At 52.5% G+C, this 16,369-nt stretch carries 12 protein-coding genes and 1 other RNA gene; 9 read left to right on the forward strand and 4 right to left on the reverse strand.

Annotated elements, in window-relative coordinates; translation table 11 throughout:
* The first annotated feature begins 306 nt into the window (after window positions 1–306).
* The 9 genes from ACI2KK_RS06200 (at window position 307) to ACI2KK_RS06240 (ending at window position 8,264) form a co-directional block, all read left to right on the forward strand.
* Window positions 307–546 carry a hypothetical protein gene (locus ACI2KK_RS06200; RefSeq protein WP_217887659.1) on the forward strand — a complete coding sequence of 80 codons (240 nt, stop codon included), beginning with the start codon at window positions 307–309 and terminating at the stop codon, window positions 544–546.
* Window positions 543–794, forward strand: a complete 252-nt coding sequence (locus ACI2KK_RS06205) for a DUF3077 domain-containing protein (RefSeq protein ID WP_217887658.1) — start codon at window positions 543–545, stop codon at window positions 792–794. The genes ACI2KK_RS06200 and ACI2KK_RS06205 overlap by 4 nt, the downstream gene beginning before the upstream one ends.
* Window positions 795–960: 166 nt before the next feature.
* Window positions 961–1,209 (forward strand): hypothetical protein, encoded by a 249-nt coding sequence (locus ACI2KK_RS06210; RefSeq protein ID WP_404668265.1) that lies wholly within the window; start codon window positions 961–963, stop codon window positions 1,207–1,209.
* 92 nt (window positions 1,210–1,301) lie between these two features.
* Window positions 1,302–1,595 carry a hypothetical protein gene (locus ACI2KK_RS06215; RefSeq protein ID WP_217887657.1) on the forward strand — a complete coding sequence of 98 codons (294 nt, stop codon included), beginning with the start codon at window positions 1,302–1,304 and terminating at the stop codon, window positions 1,593–1,595.
* 102 nt (window positions 1,596–1,697) lie between these two features.
* Window positions 1,698–2,089, forward strand: a transfer-messenger RNA (tmRNA) gene (ssrA, locus tag ACI2KK_RS06220).
* Window positions 2,090–2,276: 187 nt separating this feature from the next.
* A complete protein-coding gene (locus ACI2KK_RS06225) occupies window positions 2,277–3,533 on the forward strand; it encodes an integrase domain-containing protein (RefSeq protein ID WP_404668266.1) in 1,257 nt (418 codons plus the stop codon).
* A 1,241-nt stretch (window positions 3,534–4,774) separates the two neighbouring features.
* Complete coding sequence (locus ACI2KK_RS06230; RefSeq protein WP_404668267.1) at window positions 4,775–6,229, forward strand: DUF262 domain-containing protein; 1,455 nt, start codon at window positions 4,775–4,777, stop codon at window positions 6,227–6,229.
* Entirely contained in the window at window positions 6,226–7,419 is a 1,194-nt protein-coding gene (locus tag ACI2KK_RS06235) for a DUF3696 domain-containing protein (protein ID WP_404668268.1), read from the forward strand. Before ACI2KK_RS06230 ends, ACI2KK_RS06235 begins: the two co-directional genes overlap by 4 nt.
* Window positions 7,416–8,264 carry a hypothetical protein gene (locus ACI2KK_RS06240; protein ID WP_404668269.1) on the forward strand — a complete coding sequence of 283 codons (849 nt, stop codon included), beginning with the start codon at window positions 7,416–7,418 and terminating at the stop codon, window positions 8,262–8,264. Before ACI2KK_RS06235 ends, ACI2KK_RS06240 begins: the two co-directional genes overlap by 4 nt.
* A gap of 468 nt (window positions 8,265–8,732) precedes the next feature.
* Here the strand turns inward: ACI2KK_RS06240 and ACI2KK_RS06245 are convergent, their stop codons facing one another.
* From ACI2KK_RS06245 to ACI2KK_RS06260, 4 genes are read right to left on the reverse strand one after another with little or no spacing between them, the layout of a single operon-like run.
* The gene (locus ACI2KK_RS06245) at window positions 8,733–11,783 is read right to left on the reverse strand and encodes a type I restriction endonuclease subunit R (RefSeq protein ID WP_404668270.1); all 3,051 of its coding nucleotides are present in this window, start codon (window positions 11,781–11,783) and stop codon (window positions 8,733–8,735) included.
* Between the two features lie 2 nt (window positions 11,784–11,785).
* On the reverse strand, window positions 11,786–14,551 hold the full coding sequence (locus tag ACI2KK_RS06250) for an N-6 DNA methylase (protein ID WP_404668271.1): 2,766 nt from the start codon (window positions 14,549–14,551) through the stop codon (window positions 11,786–11,788).
* Complete coding sequence (locus ACI2KK_RS06255) at window positions 14,544–14,723, reverse strand: hypothetical protein (RefSeq protein WP_404668272.1); 180 nt, start codon at window positions 14,721–14,723, stop codon at window positions 14,544–14,546. Before ACI2KK_RS06255 ends, ACI2KK_RS06250 begins: the two co-directional genes overlap by 8 nt.
* Complete coding sequence (locus ACI2KK_RS06260) at window positions 14,720–16,219, reverse strand: N-6 DNA methylase (protein WP_404668273.1); 1,500 nt, start codon at window positions 16,217–16,219, stop codon at window positions 14,720–14,722. The genes ACI2KK_RS06255 and ACI2KK_RS06260 overlap by 4 nt, the downstream gene beginning before the upstream one ends.
* Between the last annotated feature and the right edge of the window lie 150 nt (window positions 16,220–16,369).

Consider the following 16,369-nt stretch of genomic DNA (forward strand, 5'->3'; position numbering starts at 1 on the left):
AACCAAATGCTTCAGCCGAAAACACGTTCGGACCTATCCTACGCAACTGTCGGAAGCAGCCACGTTGCCGGGCAAGAACCTCAGGAATAACTTCACCGGGTCGCCACTATTTGGTGACCGGGTGTGAGAATCCTGTAGTTTCAAGAAATTCAGCGTTTGCTCTATGGCAGCCGTGTGCGGGCAGGCTTCGGCCTGACCGGGTTTCTTGTGCCCCGGATTCTCACCCCGTCCACGGCTGCCACCCTTCGGCTTGTGAGATTGCTCGGCGGGTGGTGTTCTCCCAAGGCAGCACAAGAGATACACCCCATGAAAAAGATCGTCCCAGACCCACCGCACCTGTTCCGCTACCTCACCCTCTCCCCCAACCTCACCCCCGAAACCGCGCGCACCGAAGCCGACGCCCTGATGACCTGCCTGCACCAGGTCCTGGACCTCTACTTCGACAGCGCCGAAGAAGACCAACGCCAAACCCTCATCAACACCAGCCTCTACCTCAGCCAGCTCCTGCAACCCCTGACCCGCCACGCAGCAGGAGCCCAGCCATGACCGACCAACCTCGCCAACACCACACCGCCGGCGTCACCACTTACATGGAGCTCTACAGCATCCAGCCCGGCATCCCCTTCGAGCACGCCTTCGGCGAGCTGTCCGTCCTGCTCGGCTGCATCCGCCACCTCACCTGCGAAGCCGAAATGGAAAGCGACCTGATCGCCGGCAGCTCCGCGCGCATCCTAAGCGCCATGGCCAAAGCGCTGATCGACGACATGGAAATCGGCATGAACCGCAGCACCTGACCACCCGCCATGCCTTGCAACCGGAGCGAGCCTGCGTGGGAGCGGGCTTGCCCCGCGATAGCCCCTGAAAACCGCAAAACATCTCCAACCCCAATCCCAGCCACGACCACCAGCGGACTTGGCCTAGTCCCACAGCAACATCCCCCCATCTGATAGCGAGGCCAGCATGGCAGCCGTCTCATTTCTCGTTTACCTGTTGATCTCGAGCGTCCTGCTCGACTGGGCATGCCGCTCGAAAATGCTGAGAAGAGCCTTGTACGCAGTACTGATGGCCGCCGGCATCACCACCTGCACCCAGCTGGGCCCACGCGAAGTACTACACCTCGATGGCAGCACGTGGGGCATGGTGTTGGCCCTGGCCGGCTTCCGCCTGCTGTTCAAACGGTCGCATTACCGCCGAGCCCGCGAAGGCTGAGCCTGCTCCCCCTCACCCCGATGGAACCCTCGCCAACCCCGCGCAGTCCACCCAACAGGCCCACCTTCCCGAGGCCTCACAAGGAGACACCCATGAAAGGTACTGCGCTATCCGCCCTGTTCGCGGCCGCCACCCTGCTGGCCTCGCCTGTGTTTGCCGCCGATGACCTGTGCGCCATCAACCTGCAGAAGATCGATGACAGCATGGCCACCGCCGGCGCCACCTCCGAAGGCCTGGACAAGGCCGTCACCGAGCACGTCGACCAGGCCAAGGCCGCCCAGGCCAAGGGTGACACCAAGCAATGCATCGCCATCACCAGCAAGGTGCTGGAGCGCCTGGAAAAAACCGAGAAAGGCAGCGGCACCTCCGGCGGCAGCGGTACCTGACCCCTGCGCACGGGCGGCGCACCCCGCTGTCGACGCCGCCCGCGCAAAGGCGTATACTCCGCCCTGCACGCCGTAAAAAGCGCGCCAGCTAGAGCTGAGTGTGGGGCCGATTAGGATTCGACGCCGGTAGCGAAACTCTAGGTGCATGCCGAGTTGGTAACAGAACTCGTAAATCCACTGTTGCAACTTTCTATAGTTGCCAATGACGAAAACTACGAGGGTTACGCTCTCGCTGCGTAAGCAGCTGAGCCCGCTCTCCTGGTAGCTTCGGCTCCAGCAATCATCAGGGGATGCCTGTAAACCCGAAATGATTGTCATACAGAACAGGATCGTCGTGCAGCACGTTGGGGGCGAAGCGACTAAAACTTACCCAACTCGTCCAAAGCACCCTGCCCGTCGGGCGGCTGCGGATTAACTCAATAGACACGGCTAAGCATGTAGTACCGACAGCGGAGTACTGGCGGACGGGGGTTCAAATCCCCCCGGCTCCACCAAATGATCAAACAAAGACGTCCACGGACGTCTTTTTTTGTGCCTGCGATCCAGTAAATACGCGGCCTTCAGCGCTTTGGTGGTCTTTTGAGAGTTTTTGAGTTCCAGCCATTTGGGTATTCCAGACGGTATTCCAGCCCACCCGGTGCTAATCTTTGGAATACCGAATCAGTGCCTGAGGACAATCTCATGCCTGCTCAAAACCTCCGCCTCTCCGATCGACAGCTCAAGGGAGTCAAACCGGCGTCCAAGGATTACGTCCTCACAGACGGTGACGGTTTGCAGCTCCGCGTACGCAGCAACGGCTCGTTGCTGTGGAATTTCAACTACCGCGAACCGGTGACTAAAAAGCGCATCAACATCGGCTTCGGGACCTACCCCGAACTGTCACTGGCGAATGCACGAAAGATGGCAGTCGAAGCGCGCGAACTGCTCGCCCAGGGCATAGATCCCAAGGTGCAGCGCAATACGCTGAATGAAGCCAAGCGCGCAGAAACTGAACACACCTTCGAGAACGTGGCCACCGCCTGGTTCGAGCTCAAGAAAGACTCGGTGACCCCGGCCTACGCCGAGGACATCTGGCGGTCGCTCACGCTGCACGTGTTCCCCGATTTGAAGACGACACCACTGACGAAAATCACCGCGCCGATGGTGATCGGACTGCTTCGCCCAATCGAAGCGAAAGGCAGCCTGGAGACGGTCAAGCGACTTAGCCAGCGGCTAAACGAGATCATGACCTACGGCGTAAACTCCGGCCTGATCTTCGCCAACCCGCTCAGCGGCATCAGGGCAGTCTTCAAGAAGCCCAAGAAAGAAAATATGGCTGCGCTTCCGCCCGAAGAGCTCCCCGAGCTCATGCTAGAGATCGCGAACGCCAGCATCAAACGCACCACGCGCTGCCTGATCGAATGGCAGTTGCACACGATGACTCGCCCCGCCGAGGCGGCAACTACTCGCTGGGCAGACATCGACTTTGAAAAGCGTGCCTGGACCATCCCAGCAGAGCGGATGAAGAAGCGCCGCCCACACAGCATCCCGTTGAGTGACCACGCTCTTGCATTGCTGGAGTCATTGAAGACTCACAGCGGCCATCGCGAATACGTCTTCCCGGCAGACCGCAATCCGCGCACCCACGCCAATAGTCAGACCGCCAACATGGCGTTGAAACGTATGGGCTTCCAGGATCGGTTGGTGAGCCACGGCATGCGCTCGATGGCCAGCACCATCTTGAATGAGCATGGCTGGGACCCGGAGCTTATTGAGGTTGCACTGGCGCATGTTGACAAGGATGAGGTGCGGAGCGCCTACAACCGAGCCGACTACATCGAGCGCCGACGACCGATGATGGCGTGGTGGAGTGAGTACATTCAGAAAGCCGCCACCGGCAGCCTACTCGCCTCCGTATATGGCCAAGTCAGAGACAAGAACGTGGTGCCGATCCGCTAGAGCTTTACAGGCGCAATAACGGCGGCGACAGCAACTGAGCGCTCAAGATTCAGGGAAAGCAGCCTCGTTTATCCGCTTGTCAGCGCGGGTCCATCCAAACAGGGCTGCAAAGCCGCCCTGTTTGGATGGACCTCACTTTGAAGAGCTAAAAGCCACGACGTTGTCCGGGATTTACCACAGAATTCCACCGATGGATAACCGCTTTTCACGTCCCAAGAGCGCTGATTTTCGGCCCTTGACCGGGTTTATCCGTAGGCGTAGAACTGGCCGTGCAAAGGCTGTCGATGACAGCACCCCAGGTGGCCCGAACCTTCAAGGTCACGCCGCTCCCGCGGTGGTTCAGCCCAAGTACGATTCGCATCCGGCAGCTCGTACGGTCACTACCCATGTGATGGATGCTCTTACACATATAGCGCTCGTGCGCCAGATACACCGTACCTCGCTGCCCTGCAGCAACCTATCCGCTTGGCCGAATACTGCGCCAACCTGTGCCCGTCTCTTTCTTCTGGAAAGAGACGGGCACTTCTACCACTGCTGCAGCCCTGATCGCACAAGGCTTTGCGGCATTCCCCCCTCGTGACAATCGGCGTGACAAACGCCGATGTCACCAGCAACAACGCTGTAGATGATGGTGCCGCAGACCAAGGAATGGACTGCACCTGACTGACAGTCAGGTATGCCCCGGTCATCGCATTGCTGCTTGCACATGGCTCAGGATCTCGCGGCACTGGTCTCGTCAACCAATGCAGCCTCCACCCGCCCACCGGTAACGGTGCTCAGGAGGCCAGATCATGAGATGCCCTTGCTCCCGGACGTAAGGAGCCGCCAGTCCCGCGTAGAGGACATTCCCCACAGGTCGCAGGGGCCTTGATCCCTGATAACACTCAGCATTCTTGGCGGGATGACGTGGGGTCGGGTTCGAAGCTCAGTGGCTAAAGGCCTAGGCCATGGAGTTTCTTGCCATCATGGGTGGGGACTGAGCCATACAGCCCGCAGGTATGAGGATAATTTTTCTCTGGTCATAGCGAGACTGCCGAAAACGCGCTGAGCGTCTTGCGCTCAAACTAGCTTAGGTGGTTTCCGTCGACGCATTGAGCAAGAGGCCAAACCCGCACCTAATCTGGTAAAACTCACTGGTCAATAGGCTCCATATCATGCTCACGAGATGCGGAGAGCTGCACTTAATAGCAGTAACAGCCGGTATCAAAGCGCCTGAGCCAGTAGGAGCCTAGCGACAACGCTTGTCTGGCTTGGAAATTTTCTCGCAGCGGCGCAGGCTCGCGGTACTCTTACCTGACGAGCTAGAATACCCCTGTGATGACGCCTTGGGAGAAAGGTCTTTGTTAATATTCGTACGAATGGCTAATGGTGAGTCAGTTCCCATCCAGCTCATTGAGGGTAAAGTCAAGCTGAGAGGACGGCGAAAATGGCTATCTGAGAATCCTAAAGTACAGATTTTAAGGTTTTCAGATGGCCGCATTGAGACGGATATTGCTGACAACATTGATTCAACGCCCGAAGAAATTATAGAGCAACTTCTATCAAACCTCAATGAAGAGGAAGTTCAGCAAAGCGGTGGCATAGAATATGTAGATCTCGAATCCGAGACTCCCGATGAGTTTGTCTACCCTTATGATCCTGAAACCATACGCATCGACACCAAGCCATTCAACATAAGCTTGGTCTACGAGATGATTGAAGATGGCGATATAAACTTATCGCCTGATTTTCAGCGTAAATTCGTGTGGACAGACAGCGGAGCTAGGTCCAGGCTCATAGAATCCATAATGCTTAGAATTCCGCTACCTGTTTTTTACATGGCTCAAGATCGGAGCGGGCAATTACAAGTAGTTGATGGACTACAAAGGTTAACGGTCATCCAACAATTCTTAAGCAATAAGCTCCGCCTAAAGGATCTTGAGTATTTAAAAAACGAAGAAGGAAAGTATTTCAAGCATGAAGACCCGAACATGTGCATCGACCAGCGCTATAGAAAGCGAGTCATGCAAACTCAGATTCTGGTTAATATTATAGATCCACAAACACCAGTTGATGTTAAATTTGACATATTTAAACGGATCAACCAAGGGGGCAGGCCACTGAATGCGCAAGAGATACGAAACTGCATGTCGTCTCCAGCTACAAGGCTTTTGATCCAGGACCTTTGTAACTCAAATGAATTTTTGGACGCGACCTGTCACAGTATAGGCAGTGTAAGAATGCAGGATCAAGAGTTGATTTTACGCTTCCTTGCGTTTCGCCTATCAGAGTATGAAATTCTGGAGGAGTATTCGGGAAGCATGGATCGTTTTCTCGATAAAGCAATCGACGCTTTGAACGATGCCACTACTGATGTCCTTGAAGCGCTAAAAGATAGCTTTCTAAATGCCATGACAAATGCCACTCATCTTTTTGGAAGCTATGCATTTAGAAAATGTCTACCCGAACATCTTGACCCAGATAGTCGTCGCCGCTTAATAAACAGCTCCCTATTCACAACATGGTCACTGGCTCTAGCAGACTATAGCTTCAGCGACGTATACAATGTACCAAGTGGCCAGTTTGCATACTATCTAGCGGAAGAACTCGAAAGTGACGAAGAGCTATTTGACTCTGTCACTTCTGGCACAAACGATCGACGAAGAATATCCTACGCATTAAATGTATTTTCCTCTATGTGCAAGGAGCATATATGATCAGCAGCTTGGAAGTAAAAAATTTTAAGTGTTTTAAATCTGCGCACATCCCGCTAAAACCTATCACAGTAGTTTGTGGCGGCAATGGTGTAGGCAAGTCCAGTATGATCCAAACGCTTCTACTTATGAGGCAGGCAGCGGATCAACTGCGTAAGCTTGAAGACGCCGGCGCTATTTTGGAGGAAGCTGATGTAGAGTTCCCAATTAAACTTAATGGCCCATACCGCCTTGCCCTTGGAAATAGCCTGCGACTTACAAATGATGAATTAGACTCTGATGAACTCGAAATAAAAATCATACCGGAGTCTAATCCTTCTTCAGCTGTGGATCTGAAATTTGTCTCGGACGTCCTTAATGCGAAGGTTACTGTTCAAGCACACTACCGAGGCGGTCGCTCATCAGAAATTTTTAAAAAAACTGGTTTGCTTCCTATATTTTCAGATCAGTTCCACTATCTTGTCGCAGAGCGAAACGGACCACGTGATCTAAGTGAGGTTTCGGATGAGAGATATCTGACGACAGGATTAGCAGGAGAGCATACAGCCGACGCGATTGCACGTGCTGAAGCACAGAATCATGTTGTACACGAAAAGCTTTGTATCCTCGAGGGCTCTAACCTTTTCAAAGTTCAGCTTGAGGGCTGGATGAGAATGCTAGTTCCAAATATCAAACTTGTAACTCATCCTTACCCTGAGATCAATCGTGTTCGGCTTAGTTTGGAAAAGGCAGGTACACCTGTTGACTCTCTCTTACCAACTAGTACAGGCTTTGGTATAAGCTACGTTTTACCAATAGTAGTAAGCGGTCTTTTGTGCCCACCAGGTGCTATGTTAGTTGTAGAAAACCCTGAAGCACACTTACATCCAGCAGCCCAGTCCGCGATCGGACAGTTCTTGGCAGTAGTTGCGAGCACTGGCGTACAAGTCGTTGTCGAGACCCATTCTGAAAATGTAATTAATGGTGTTCGACTTTCAGCCGTACGCGACTTGATCAACTCTGACGAGATTGGGGTAGTGTTTCTCTCTGCCATAGATGGTGATACGCAGCCGAAAATTGATTCCATTTTAGTTGATAAATTAGCAGAGTTAAGCTCTTGGCCGCGCGGCTTTTTTGATCAACAAGGGTCTGATCTGGCAGCTCTAATGGCTGCACGCAGGGCTAAACGTTCAGCAATGGAAGCTAGCAAATGACTCGTTTGGTACATCATGAAATCAGCAGATATTTAGAGGCGAGTGTCAGTAGGGGGGACGAACTGGAGGATCTTATTGATAAAGTATTCTGCTTATTCCAATGCATAATTAAATCCGGAGAGCCCGTATACAAAGAAGAAGCATTGTACGAGGTTGAGATATGTCCTGGAGTGACTCTTTGCGACTTAATCTATGGTTCGACAGATAGTGGTTTATCTCGCGACTGCCTCTACGCATTCAGATCAATGATTGATCAGTCCCCCATTATAAATACAGAAGATTTAGGCAAGGCTACGTTAATCGGTACGATTGGAGTTATTCCCGGAGAGTCAGAATTTGATCTAGACCTTGAAGGTGACTGGATTTCTTTTGTTCGTAGAGACCTAGTACAGAACCATAAATCTCTAGAGAATTTTTATGCAGATTTCTCAATCGCCTTCCCCCGTTTAAAGTTTAGCAACAAATTCCCTCAATGCATGGACACTTTTGCTGGCGGACATAGCGGCTACGCTGGAGTAATCACGCGCTCACTTTCATCTTTAAATGATGACTGGACAGGATTTGTTGCTGGTGACTTACCAGCCACTTTGCGAGAGTTCTCAACTTCAAGTCGATGCCCAACAAGCTTAGAAGGCAATGGTGATCGTAAAGATGCATTGACCTTTCCGTTTTCAACCATATCGGAACGCTCAGAATTTATCCTATGTGAGCCACATATGAAGTTAGAATCCTCTGACGCCGTAGGTGATACTGAATATTACTACCACAGAATTTATTTCAGCCCACGCTTCCACAACGGATTTGGTGAAAAAATCTTGGTTGGCCATGCAGGGAAGCACCTTTGATAAGATCATAGGATCACTTCGGCATTGATTAGCATTTTGTACATATAAGTGTTCTTATTTCAGCACAGAGTCTCACCATGGTGAGCTGGTTCCGGAAATCGAGATCGTGCATCTGAGAATAACTTGCAGCTTTGAGTGCGGTGATTCTGTAACGCTTACAGCTCAGAACACGCCAGAATGACCTGAGCTTTAAGGGATTCACTGTAGGTACGGCGCCGAGGACGTATGAATTATATCCGCTTGATGGGCCAGAAATGGTGTCCACTTAAATTGAGTGGGCACCATGACCTTCGGCGATATCGGGAAGGTGTGCTGGGCTGACGGATAAGCTTCCTGTAGCTTTGTGCTGACATGCCCAACGACTATTCTCATAGCAGAACGCACGCACCCCGCAGATACAATTTACCTACTAACTGATCACTATTTAGCAACATAGAGTTAAATAGCACGGCACATACCTGAGCAATCTTAGTAATGTTCTTCAATATAGGCGTATGCCTTCTCAAATAGGCCCTTGTCTTTACTCAGGCCGAACTGTGCGAGGGTTAGCATTAATGCTTTCTGGATCTCGCGCGGGCCACTGTTGGAGTTCTGCCAGCCCTCAAAGCGAGTAGCATTGACGATTTTGTCGATCTGCTCGACCACATCACCAATCAGCCTCGGCGTGGTTTCCGGACGTGTTTCCAGGAAGAGTTTGGTCAGTGCCTGCTTGTTGTCTGCCTCCGTTACCACCGGGTCACCGGTTTCACGCTCGGCCTGCACCGTATCTTTAGCGGCATCCAGTAGGCCCTTAAGCCAATCGATGGCCTTAATTACGCCCGCTTCGTATTCTCGGCGCAGTTTCTCCAAGCGCTCGCCCAGCTCGACAAATACAGCCTCGCTATGGCCGCGCAGACGTCCCATCAGGTCTATTTCCAGCCGGCGCGCACGTTTTTCCTGCTCTTTCTCGGTCAGGGTGAAGATCGCGTGCTCATCCATGATCAGCTCATCGATGTCATCGCGTATGCGACTGATATCGGTGTGCTCATGAATCATCTTGATGGTCTCGGGCCCTAACGCGGCCCAGACCAGCGCCCCCGTTTGACCAACCGGGCGTACTGATTCATAGATTTGCGCCAGCCATTTGAAATCCTGGCGGTAGGGTGTCAGGAAAGGGTCGGGGTTGATGGCCGACCAGAGTTTGGCCAGCACGCCAAAGGCTGCGGCAAACTCATCGCGTTTTTTATTGTCCGGCAAGCATTCCTGTGCGGCCAGGATGCCGTCGAAGCCTGCCAGGGTGCGGTCCACGTTCGGGAAGAAGGCCAGACACAGCTTCAACTGCTCTGGCAGCAACTCCTTGAATTTCTCGATGCCTTCGACAATCCCGTCGATCTCTTCCGGGTTATAGGCCAGCGCTGTGCGCAGGTTTTCGAATACCCCCAGGTAATCGATGATCAGGCCCATGCGCTTGACCACCCCGTCTGCCTCATACAGGCGGTTGGTGCGGCACATGGCCTGCAGCAAGGTGTGATCGCGCAGCGGCTTATCCAGGTACATGCAGTAGCAGATTGGTGCATCGAAACCGGTCAGCAGCTTGGCGGTCACGATCAGCAGTTGTAGGGGTTGTTTCGGGTCTTTGTAGGTTTCCAGCAGGTTTTTCTGCGCCTGCTCTTCACCATCGAATTTCTGCCAGCGCTCAAAGTCGGCTTGCTTGATCGGTAGATCGAGCTCTTCCTTCCACCTGTTCCAGTCCTTGTTGAGCTTGCCGCTCTCATCCTTCACCGGAGCCTGGTCGAGGTTCATGACCACCTCCAGTGCGTCGAAACCCAGCATGTGACCAAGTAGGTAATACATCTGCACGCAGGCATCGCGGTCATAGACCACCACCATGGCCTTCATCTTTTTCGGCTGCACATGGCTGCTAAAGTGTTCGGCAATGTCGGCACTGATGGCCTCCATACGCTTCGGTGCCTTGAGCATCACGGCCAGCTTGCCGGCGCGTTTGGACAGGGTGGCCTTTTCGTCCTCGTCCAGGTTGTTGTCTTTGACCAGTTGCTCGAACTCTTCGTTGATCGCCTCACGGTCGACCCGCAATTCGGCTAAACGGGGTTCGAACTTAACCGGGTTAGTGGCTCCGTCGCGGATCGATTGTTTGTAGCTGTAGCGGTTCATATAGCGGCCAGGATCTTCATCGGCGCCAAACAGCTTAAAGGTATTGCGTTCGATACCGGAGATCGGGGTGCCGGTCAGGCCGTAGAAGTGGGCATTGGGCAGCGCCCAGCGCATCTTCTCGCCCAAGCCGCCTTCCTGGGTGCGGTGGGCTTCATCCACCAGTACGATGATGTTGTCGCGACTGTTTAGGCCCGCCAGGTTGTGCTCATCGATCTCAACATCTTTGAACTTGAAAATGGTGGTGATAAGGATGCCGCGGCTGTCCTGCTCGATATGTTCACCGAGCTTTTTACAGCTCTGCACCTTGATCAGGTTTTTCACATCGGCGCCGCCGAAGGTCTCGCTAATCTGGCTGTCCAGGTCGCGGCGATCGACCACGATCAGCACGGTGGGGTTTTTCAGCTCGTTGTCGGCCCGCAGCATCTTGGCAGCATAAAGCATCAGCAGCGACTTGCCCGAACCTTGGAAGTGCCAGATCAGGCCTTTTTTCGGGTAACCCTGTTTGACCCGCTCAACAATCTGCTTGGCCGTCTCGAACTGCGGGTAACGCGGCAGCAATTTGATGCGTATGGGCGGTGTGTCTTTACCGGTTTTATGGGTAGAGAACAGCGCAAAAGAAGCCAGCAGTTGCAGAAGGGTTTGCGGGTTCAGTAGCCCTTCGGTGCTCGCCAGCACGGAGGCCAGGGTGTCGGGAATATCCTCACGCTGATCGGTGTGGTGCCAGGGGGCCCAATCTTTGACCCGGGCATTGATCGCTCCGTAGGCAAAGGTTTTGCCCTCACTGGCGAAGCACAGCAGGTTGGGTACGAAAAAGGCTTTTGCATGCTGCCAATAGTGTTTTTTGCCGCCCATAAAGTCAGCGGCACCGTCCTGCCAACTGACGCTGGGGCGAGTGGCGCTTTTCACTTCACCTACCACCAGCGGGATGCCGTTTACATACAGCACAATATCGAAGAACACCTCTCCAGCCGCGACATAGTGCACCTGTTGGGCCACTACAAAGTGGTTGTTGTCGAGGTTTTCGAAGTCGATCAGATTGATGGTGACATGTTCACCATTCTCACCAATGGCCAAGGTTTTTTCGGCGAGCAGCCACGCCTGGAAATTCTCGTTGGCCCGGACCAGGCCACTGTGCGGGGCCTCCAGCATTACACCGCGCAGCTTATGAATTACTTCATCGGCGTAATCCGGCTGTTTGTCGATAGCTGGGTTTAACGAACACAACGCGTCTTTTAGCCACTCATCGACAAATATATCCTGCGCCTTCTTGGGCAGGCTCTCGCCGTGGCAGTAAGTCCACTTCCCCCCACTTAAATTTTTTAAGCGGTCGATAATTCCATTTTCGGTGACAGTATGCTCGTTAAACATTCTCAGGCCTGCCTAAGGAAATCTTCAAAAACAGATGCTCTTAACCTTCTCAGATCAGAAAGCTTGATTGATGCAATATTGATAGCTTCCAAAAGCTCTCCAATAGAATTATTGATCAACTTCTGCTGCGCGTCTGAAGGAATCGCTATTTTCAGTTTGGAAAATGAACTCTTGTTAATTTTTTTCATACTCCCGCTTGTGCCAGCAGCTATCATTTTTATTTGAGATCTAGCGCATGGCGAAAGCAGATAATTTTTTAAGAACTCCTTCGACACAAGATCTTCCTTTACATTCAATCGCCACATTGTGTCAGGGAATATAGCACTCCTCTCAAGTTCATCTTTGTAAATTCCTGCAAAACCAACTAAATCCGCTGTGTTTGCCCTAGAAACCAATAGATCTCCATTGCCCAGCCTCAATTCTCTTGAAAATTTCTGAGCCTCTATAGATTTATATCCATTAGTTTGAAATCCATGCCGGGTCAAGCAGTTTAGATTCAAGACATAAAAACCAGTATCTTTATCAACTGCAGAAACCGAGTCTCCGCTTTCTGGGGGACTCATCAAAATATCTTTAATTTGATAATTAGTCCAGCCACCAACAAGTTCGCAGTTATTTTTTGCACACACATCGGAACTGTCTTTGAATGCGTTCAATTGAACTGCACGCAAGCATTCTTCAAGGGCGAGAATTATAGATCTAATCGCCTCTTCTTGGTCAGCGACTCTATGGAGGACCTTCAATATCCGCGCCTGCGCCTTAACATCAGGGACATAAAACTCATACCCTTCAATATCCGACCAGTTTATATATGGATTTGTAGACCCCTTTGAGTTAACAACGGAATGTCGAGTGAATCCTTCGGACAACATGATGAATGGCAGTAAGCGTCCATCAAAAAACCCACAATCCGCTGGTTCTATGACATAAGTGGTGTTTGCGGTGACCCCATCAAAATCCGCTACAGCCACTTTCTTCAAATATGTTCGTCTTGAGCCATAGAGTATTTGACCTTTTCGAAATATGCGATGAAATGCGGGCCCCACATAGTCATCAGAGAAGGTGCCATACCTCCTCACTCTTAAGTCTTCGGTATCCATATGACCACCCTCTACATATCTTTCGAAGGGGTTATTCTCTCGATCTACAGATTCCTTACACTGCCTAGCGACATCGCTAAATTTTAATCTCTGCCAACCATCAGACAATGTTCTTTCAAATCGCTCGATTGCTGGACTCAAGGTTTTGGTGGTGGATATTTCTTCTGAAGAAAAACCCAATTCAGCGAGGTTTTTTAACAATCTGCTAGTTTGCTTTTTCAAACGGACGCGACTGACTTTCCAGGCTTCAATGGCGTGTTCGATCTCATGCAAACCCCCATCGCTGGGGGACTGCACATAAAGCGGTATCGACAAATTGTGTTGGTTCTCGCGAATCGCTTCGATATCCACCAGCGCAGTAATGGCCGAAGATTTGTCCGGCGCGAAGTAGGCTTCGGTTAGTACGGCGAGGTCATCGTCCGAAAGGCGACTATGTGCGCGCTCGCGTGTGACATGTTCGATTCCATTGATAAACAGGATCTTGCCTTTGCGCTCAGGGGGTTTGTTGCAGTTGATCACCACCACGCAGGATTCCATCGGCGAGTTATAGAAGAGATTGGGGCCAAGGCCAATCACTGCTTCGATAATGTCCGACTCGATCACCTGCTTACGGATGGCCTGTTCCGAGTCACGGAACAGCACGCCGTGGGGCCAAAGCATGGCGGCTCGGCCGGTATCGGGCTTCAGGCTCTTGATGATATGGGTGTAAAAGCCATAGTCGGCGCAGCCCTGGGGTGGCACGCCGTAAAAGTTACGGCCATAAGGGTCGGCAGCGAACTTGTCGCGGTTCCATTTTTTGATGGAGTACGGCGGGTTAGCGAAGATCACGTCGAACTGTTTGAGCTGGTCGTTATCGATAAATTTGGGCTCGGCCAAGGTATCGCCGCGCAGCACTTCAAACTCTTCGATCTCATGCAGGAACATGTTCATACGGGCTATGGCGGAGGTGAGCAGGTTCACTTCCTGGCCATAGAGTTTGACACTGCGCCATTCTTTACCTTCGTCCCGCAGGTCCATCACCGCATTGAGCAGCATGCCGCCGGTGCCGCAGGTGGGGTCATAGGCGGTTTCACCGGGTTTGAGACCCATGATGCGGGTCATCAGGTGCACCACGGTACGATTGGTGTAGAACTCGGCGGCAGTGTGGCCAGAGTCGTCGGCGAACTTCTTGATCAGGTATTCGTAAGCTTCGCCCAGGTCATCTTGGGCCACCGACTTGATGCCAAGGGGGATCTTGCTGAAGTGCTGAATCAGGTCGGCCAGCAGGTGGTCGGGTAGACGCTCTTTGTTGGTCCACTGGGCATCGCCGAATACGCCGTGCAGGCGTTCGTTGTGAGTCTCGATCAGGCGCAGGGCATTCTGGATGGCTTCGCCAATGTTCTTGCTGGTATGGCGTACCTTTTCCCAGCGCGCCTCCTGGGGAATGTGGAAGCGGTGAAACATGGGCATGACGGAATAGTCGGCATCGCCCTCGTTGACCTCCATGGCCTCGACATACTCTTCTAGGTAAACGTCGGATAGGCGTTTATAGAACAACAGCGGGAAGATGTACTGCTTATAATCGGAGGCGTCGATCTGCCCGCGAAGAAACTCGGCCGCTCCCCAAAGGAGGTCTTCGAGTTTCTTTTTGCCAAGTTGAGAGGCCTGGTTTTTCTGGTACTCAATCATTCTTACGAGTCTTGTCTAATAGCTGATGAGCAAGCTGGCTCAGGTCGGCGAGGCGTTTGTCTGCGCTGGCAACAACTTCATGTTGGCATTTCTGGTGAAGCTGCTCGTACTGCGACTCGGCGTGTTGCTTAATGAACTGCGAGGTGTTGCTGTCAGCGCTATTCATGCTCATAGCTCAAACCCTTCCTTGATCAGCAGTTGCTCCAGCTCCTGCTCGGCCTGCTCCAGTGCGGCCAGTTTCTGCTGAAAGTCTTTCAACGCCTCTTCGACGGTGATTGTTTCTTCTTCCAGTGGCTTTTGCACATAGCGAGCAATGTTCAGGTTGAAGTCGTTTTCGGCAATTTCACCCAGCGGCACCCAGCGCGCTACTCCTTCCAATGCTATGGCAGAGGGGCCTTGCTGATACTGCTCTAGGTAGATCTGGTAAATCTGATCCGCCTGGGCATTGCTCAGGGTGTTATGCGCGCGGCCTTTGGTGAAAATCTTCTCGGCATTGATGATAAGTACATGATCACGATGCTCATCAGGGCGCTGCTTGCGCAGCAACAGGATGCAAGCCGGGATAGCGGTGCCGTAAAACAGGTTGGGCGCTACACCGATAATGGCTTCGATGCGGTTTTCTTGGAGCAGGCTGGTGCGGATTCGGCCCTCTGCCGCACCACGGAACAGCACGCCATGGGGCAACACAACCGCCATTCGCCCATCGGCATTGAGGGAGGCGAACATGTGCTGTACCCAGGCAAAGTCACCGTTGGTTTTCGGGGCCAGGCCTTGACTGTTGCGGCTGTAGGCGTCCGCCGCCCATTGTTCATGACCCCACTCACTGAGGCTGAACGGTGGATTGGCGATCACACAATCAAAGGTTTCGAGCCGGTCGTAGATCAGAAACTTGGGCTCACGCAGGGTATCTCCACGAACAATCTCAAAGTCTTCCTGGCCGTGGAGAAACAGGTTCATGCGGGCAATGGCTTCAGTGGTCAAGTTCTTTTCCTGACCTTTGAGCTTCAGCAGCCGGGGATCACCCGTGTTTTCTCGAACGTGGTGAATGGTCTCCAGCAACATGCCTCCCGTACCGCAAGCCGGGTCATAAACGCTTTCGCCCGCTTTGGGGTCAAGAATATTGACCATCAGCCGCACAATGGTGCGCGGGGTGTAGAACTCACCGGCTTTCTTGTTGGCTTTGTCAGCAAAGCGCTTGATCAGGTATTCGTAGGCGCGCCCCATATCGTCGTTACGAACGCTGGCAACCCCTAGATCGACTTTGTTGAAGTGGTTGAGCAGCGTGGCTAGCAGCTCATCCGACAGGCGCTCTTTGTTGGTCCAGCTAGCATCGCCGAAGATGCCATGCAGTTGAGGATTCGCTTGCTCTACGCCTAGAAAAGCATCCTTGAGTGCTTTGCCAATGTCGTGCGACTTGGCGAACACGTCATCCCAGTGGCTGCCTAAAGGCACCTGAATGCGATGGAAGATTTTCTCGCGCGCAAGGTCCGCGCTGCCGACCTTGGCCAGCACCTCTTCAAACTCTTCGTCATATACATCGCAGATCCTTTTGAAGAACAGGATCGGGAATATGTAGGTTTTATAGTCAGAGGCATCGATGGGGCCGGTGATGATGTGCGCGGCGTGCCATAGGTGGGCTTCAAGGTCTTTTAAGTTAATCAGGGTCATTTTTACTCGAAAAAAATCTTGCGCAGCTGGTCGGATAGCCTGCTCCGATGGATGGCTACGGATCAACCGATTGTACTGGATATCATCGAACGGTAAGCGCGCGATCTAGAGACAAGCCTCGGTCGCGCAGCAGATCGGGGCAAAAAACTC

This window comes from Pseudomonas sp. NPDC089406 (assembly GCF_044900265.1).
GTDB classification, from domain to species: domain Bacteria; phylum Pseudomonadota; class Gammaproteobacteria; order Pseudomonadales; family Pseudomonadaceae; genus Aquipseudomonas; species Aquipseudomonas fakonensis.

Excerpts from the sequence above, each read along its gene's own strand:
- ACI2KK_RS06200 (WP_217887659.1), top strand. The coding sequence starts at position 307 with ATGAAAAAGATCGTCCCAGACCCACCGCACCTGTTCCGCTACCTCACC.
- ACI2KK_RS06205 (WP_217887658.1), top strand. The coding sequence starts at position 543 with ATGACCGACCAACCTCGCCAACACCACACCGCCGGCGTCACCACTTAC.
- ACI2KK_RS06210 (WP_404668265.1), top strand. The coding sequence starts at position 961 with ATGGCAGCCGTCTCATTTCTCGTTTACCTGTTGATCTCGAGCGTCCTG.
- ACI2KK_RS06215 (WP_217887657.1), top strand. The coding sequence starts at position 1,302 with ATGAAAGGTACTGCGCTATCCGCCCTGTTCGCGGCCGCCACCCTGCTG.
- ACI2KK_RS06225 (WP_404668266.1), top strand. The coding sequence starts at position 2,277 with ATGCCTGCTCAAAACCTCCGCCTCTCCGATCGACAGCTCAAGGGAGTC.
- ACI2KK_RS06235 (WP_404668268.1), top strand. The coding sequence starts at position 6,226 with ATGATCAGCAGCTTGGAAGTAAAAAATTTTAAGTGTTTTAAATCTGCG.
- ACI2KK_RS06240 (WP_404668269.1), top strand. The coding sequence starts at position 7,416 with ATGACTCGTTTGGTACATCATGAAATCAGCAGATATTTAGAGGCGAGT.
- ACI2KK_RS06245 (WP_404668270.1), bottom strand. The coding sequence starts at position 11,783 with ATGTTTAACGAGCATACTGTCACCGAAAATGGAATTATCGACCGCTTA.
- ACI2KK_RS06250 (WP_404668271.1), bottom strand. The coding sequence starts at position 14,551 with ATGATTGAGTACCAGAAAAACCAGGCCTCTCAACTTGGCAAAAAGAAA.
- ACI2KK_RS06255 (WP_404668272.1), bottom strand. The coding sequence starts at position 14,723 with ATGAGCATGAATAGCGCTGACAGCAACACCTCGCAGTTCATTAAGCAA.
- ACI2KK_RS06260 (WP_404668273.1), bottom strand. The coding sequence starts at position 16,219 with ATGACCCTGATTAACTTAAAAGACCTTGAAGCCCACCTATGGCACGCC.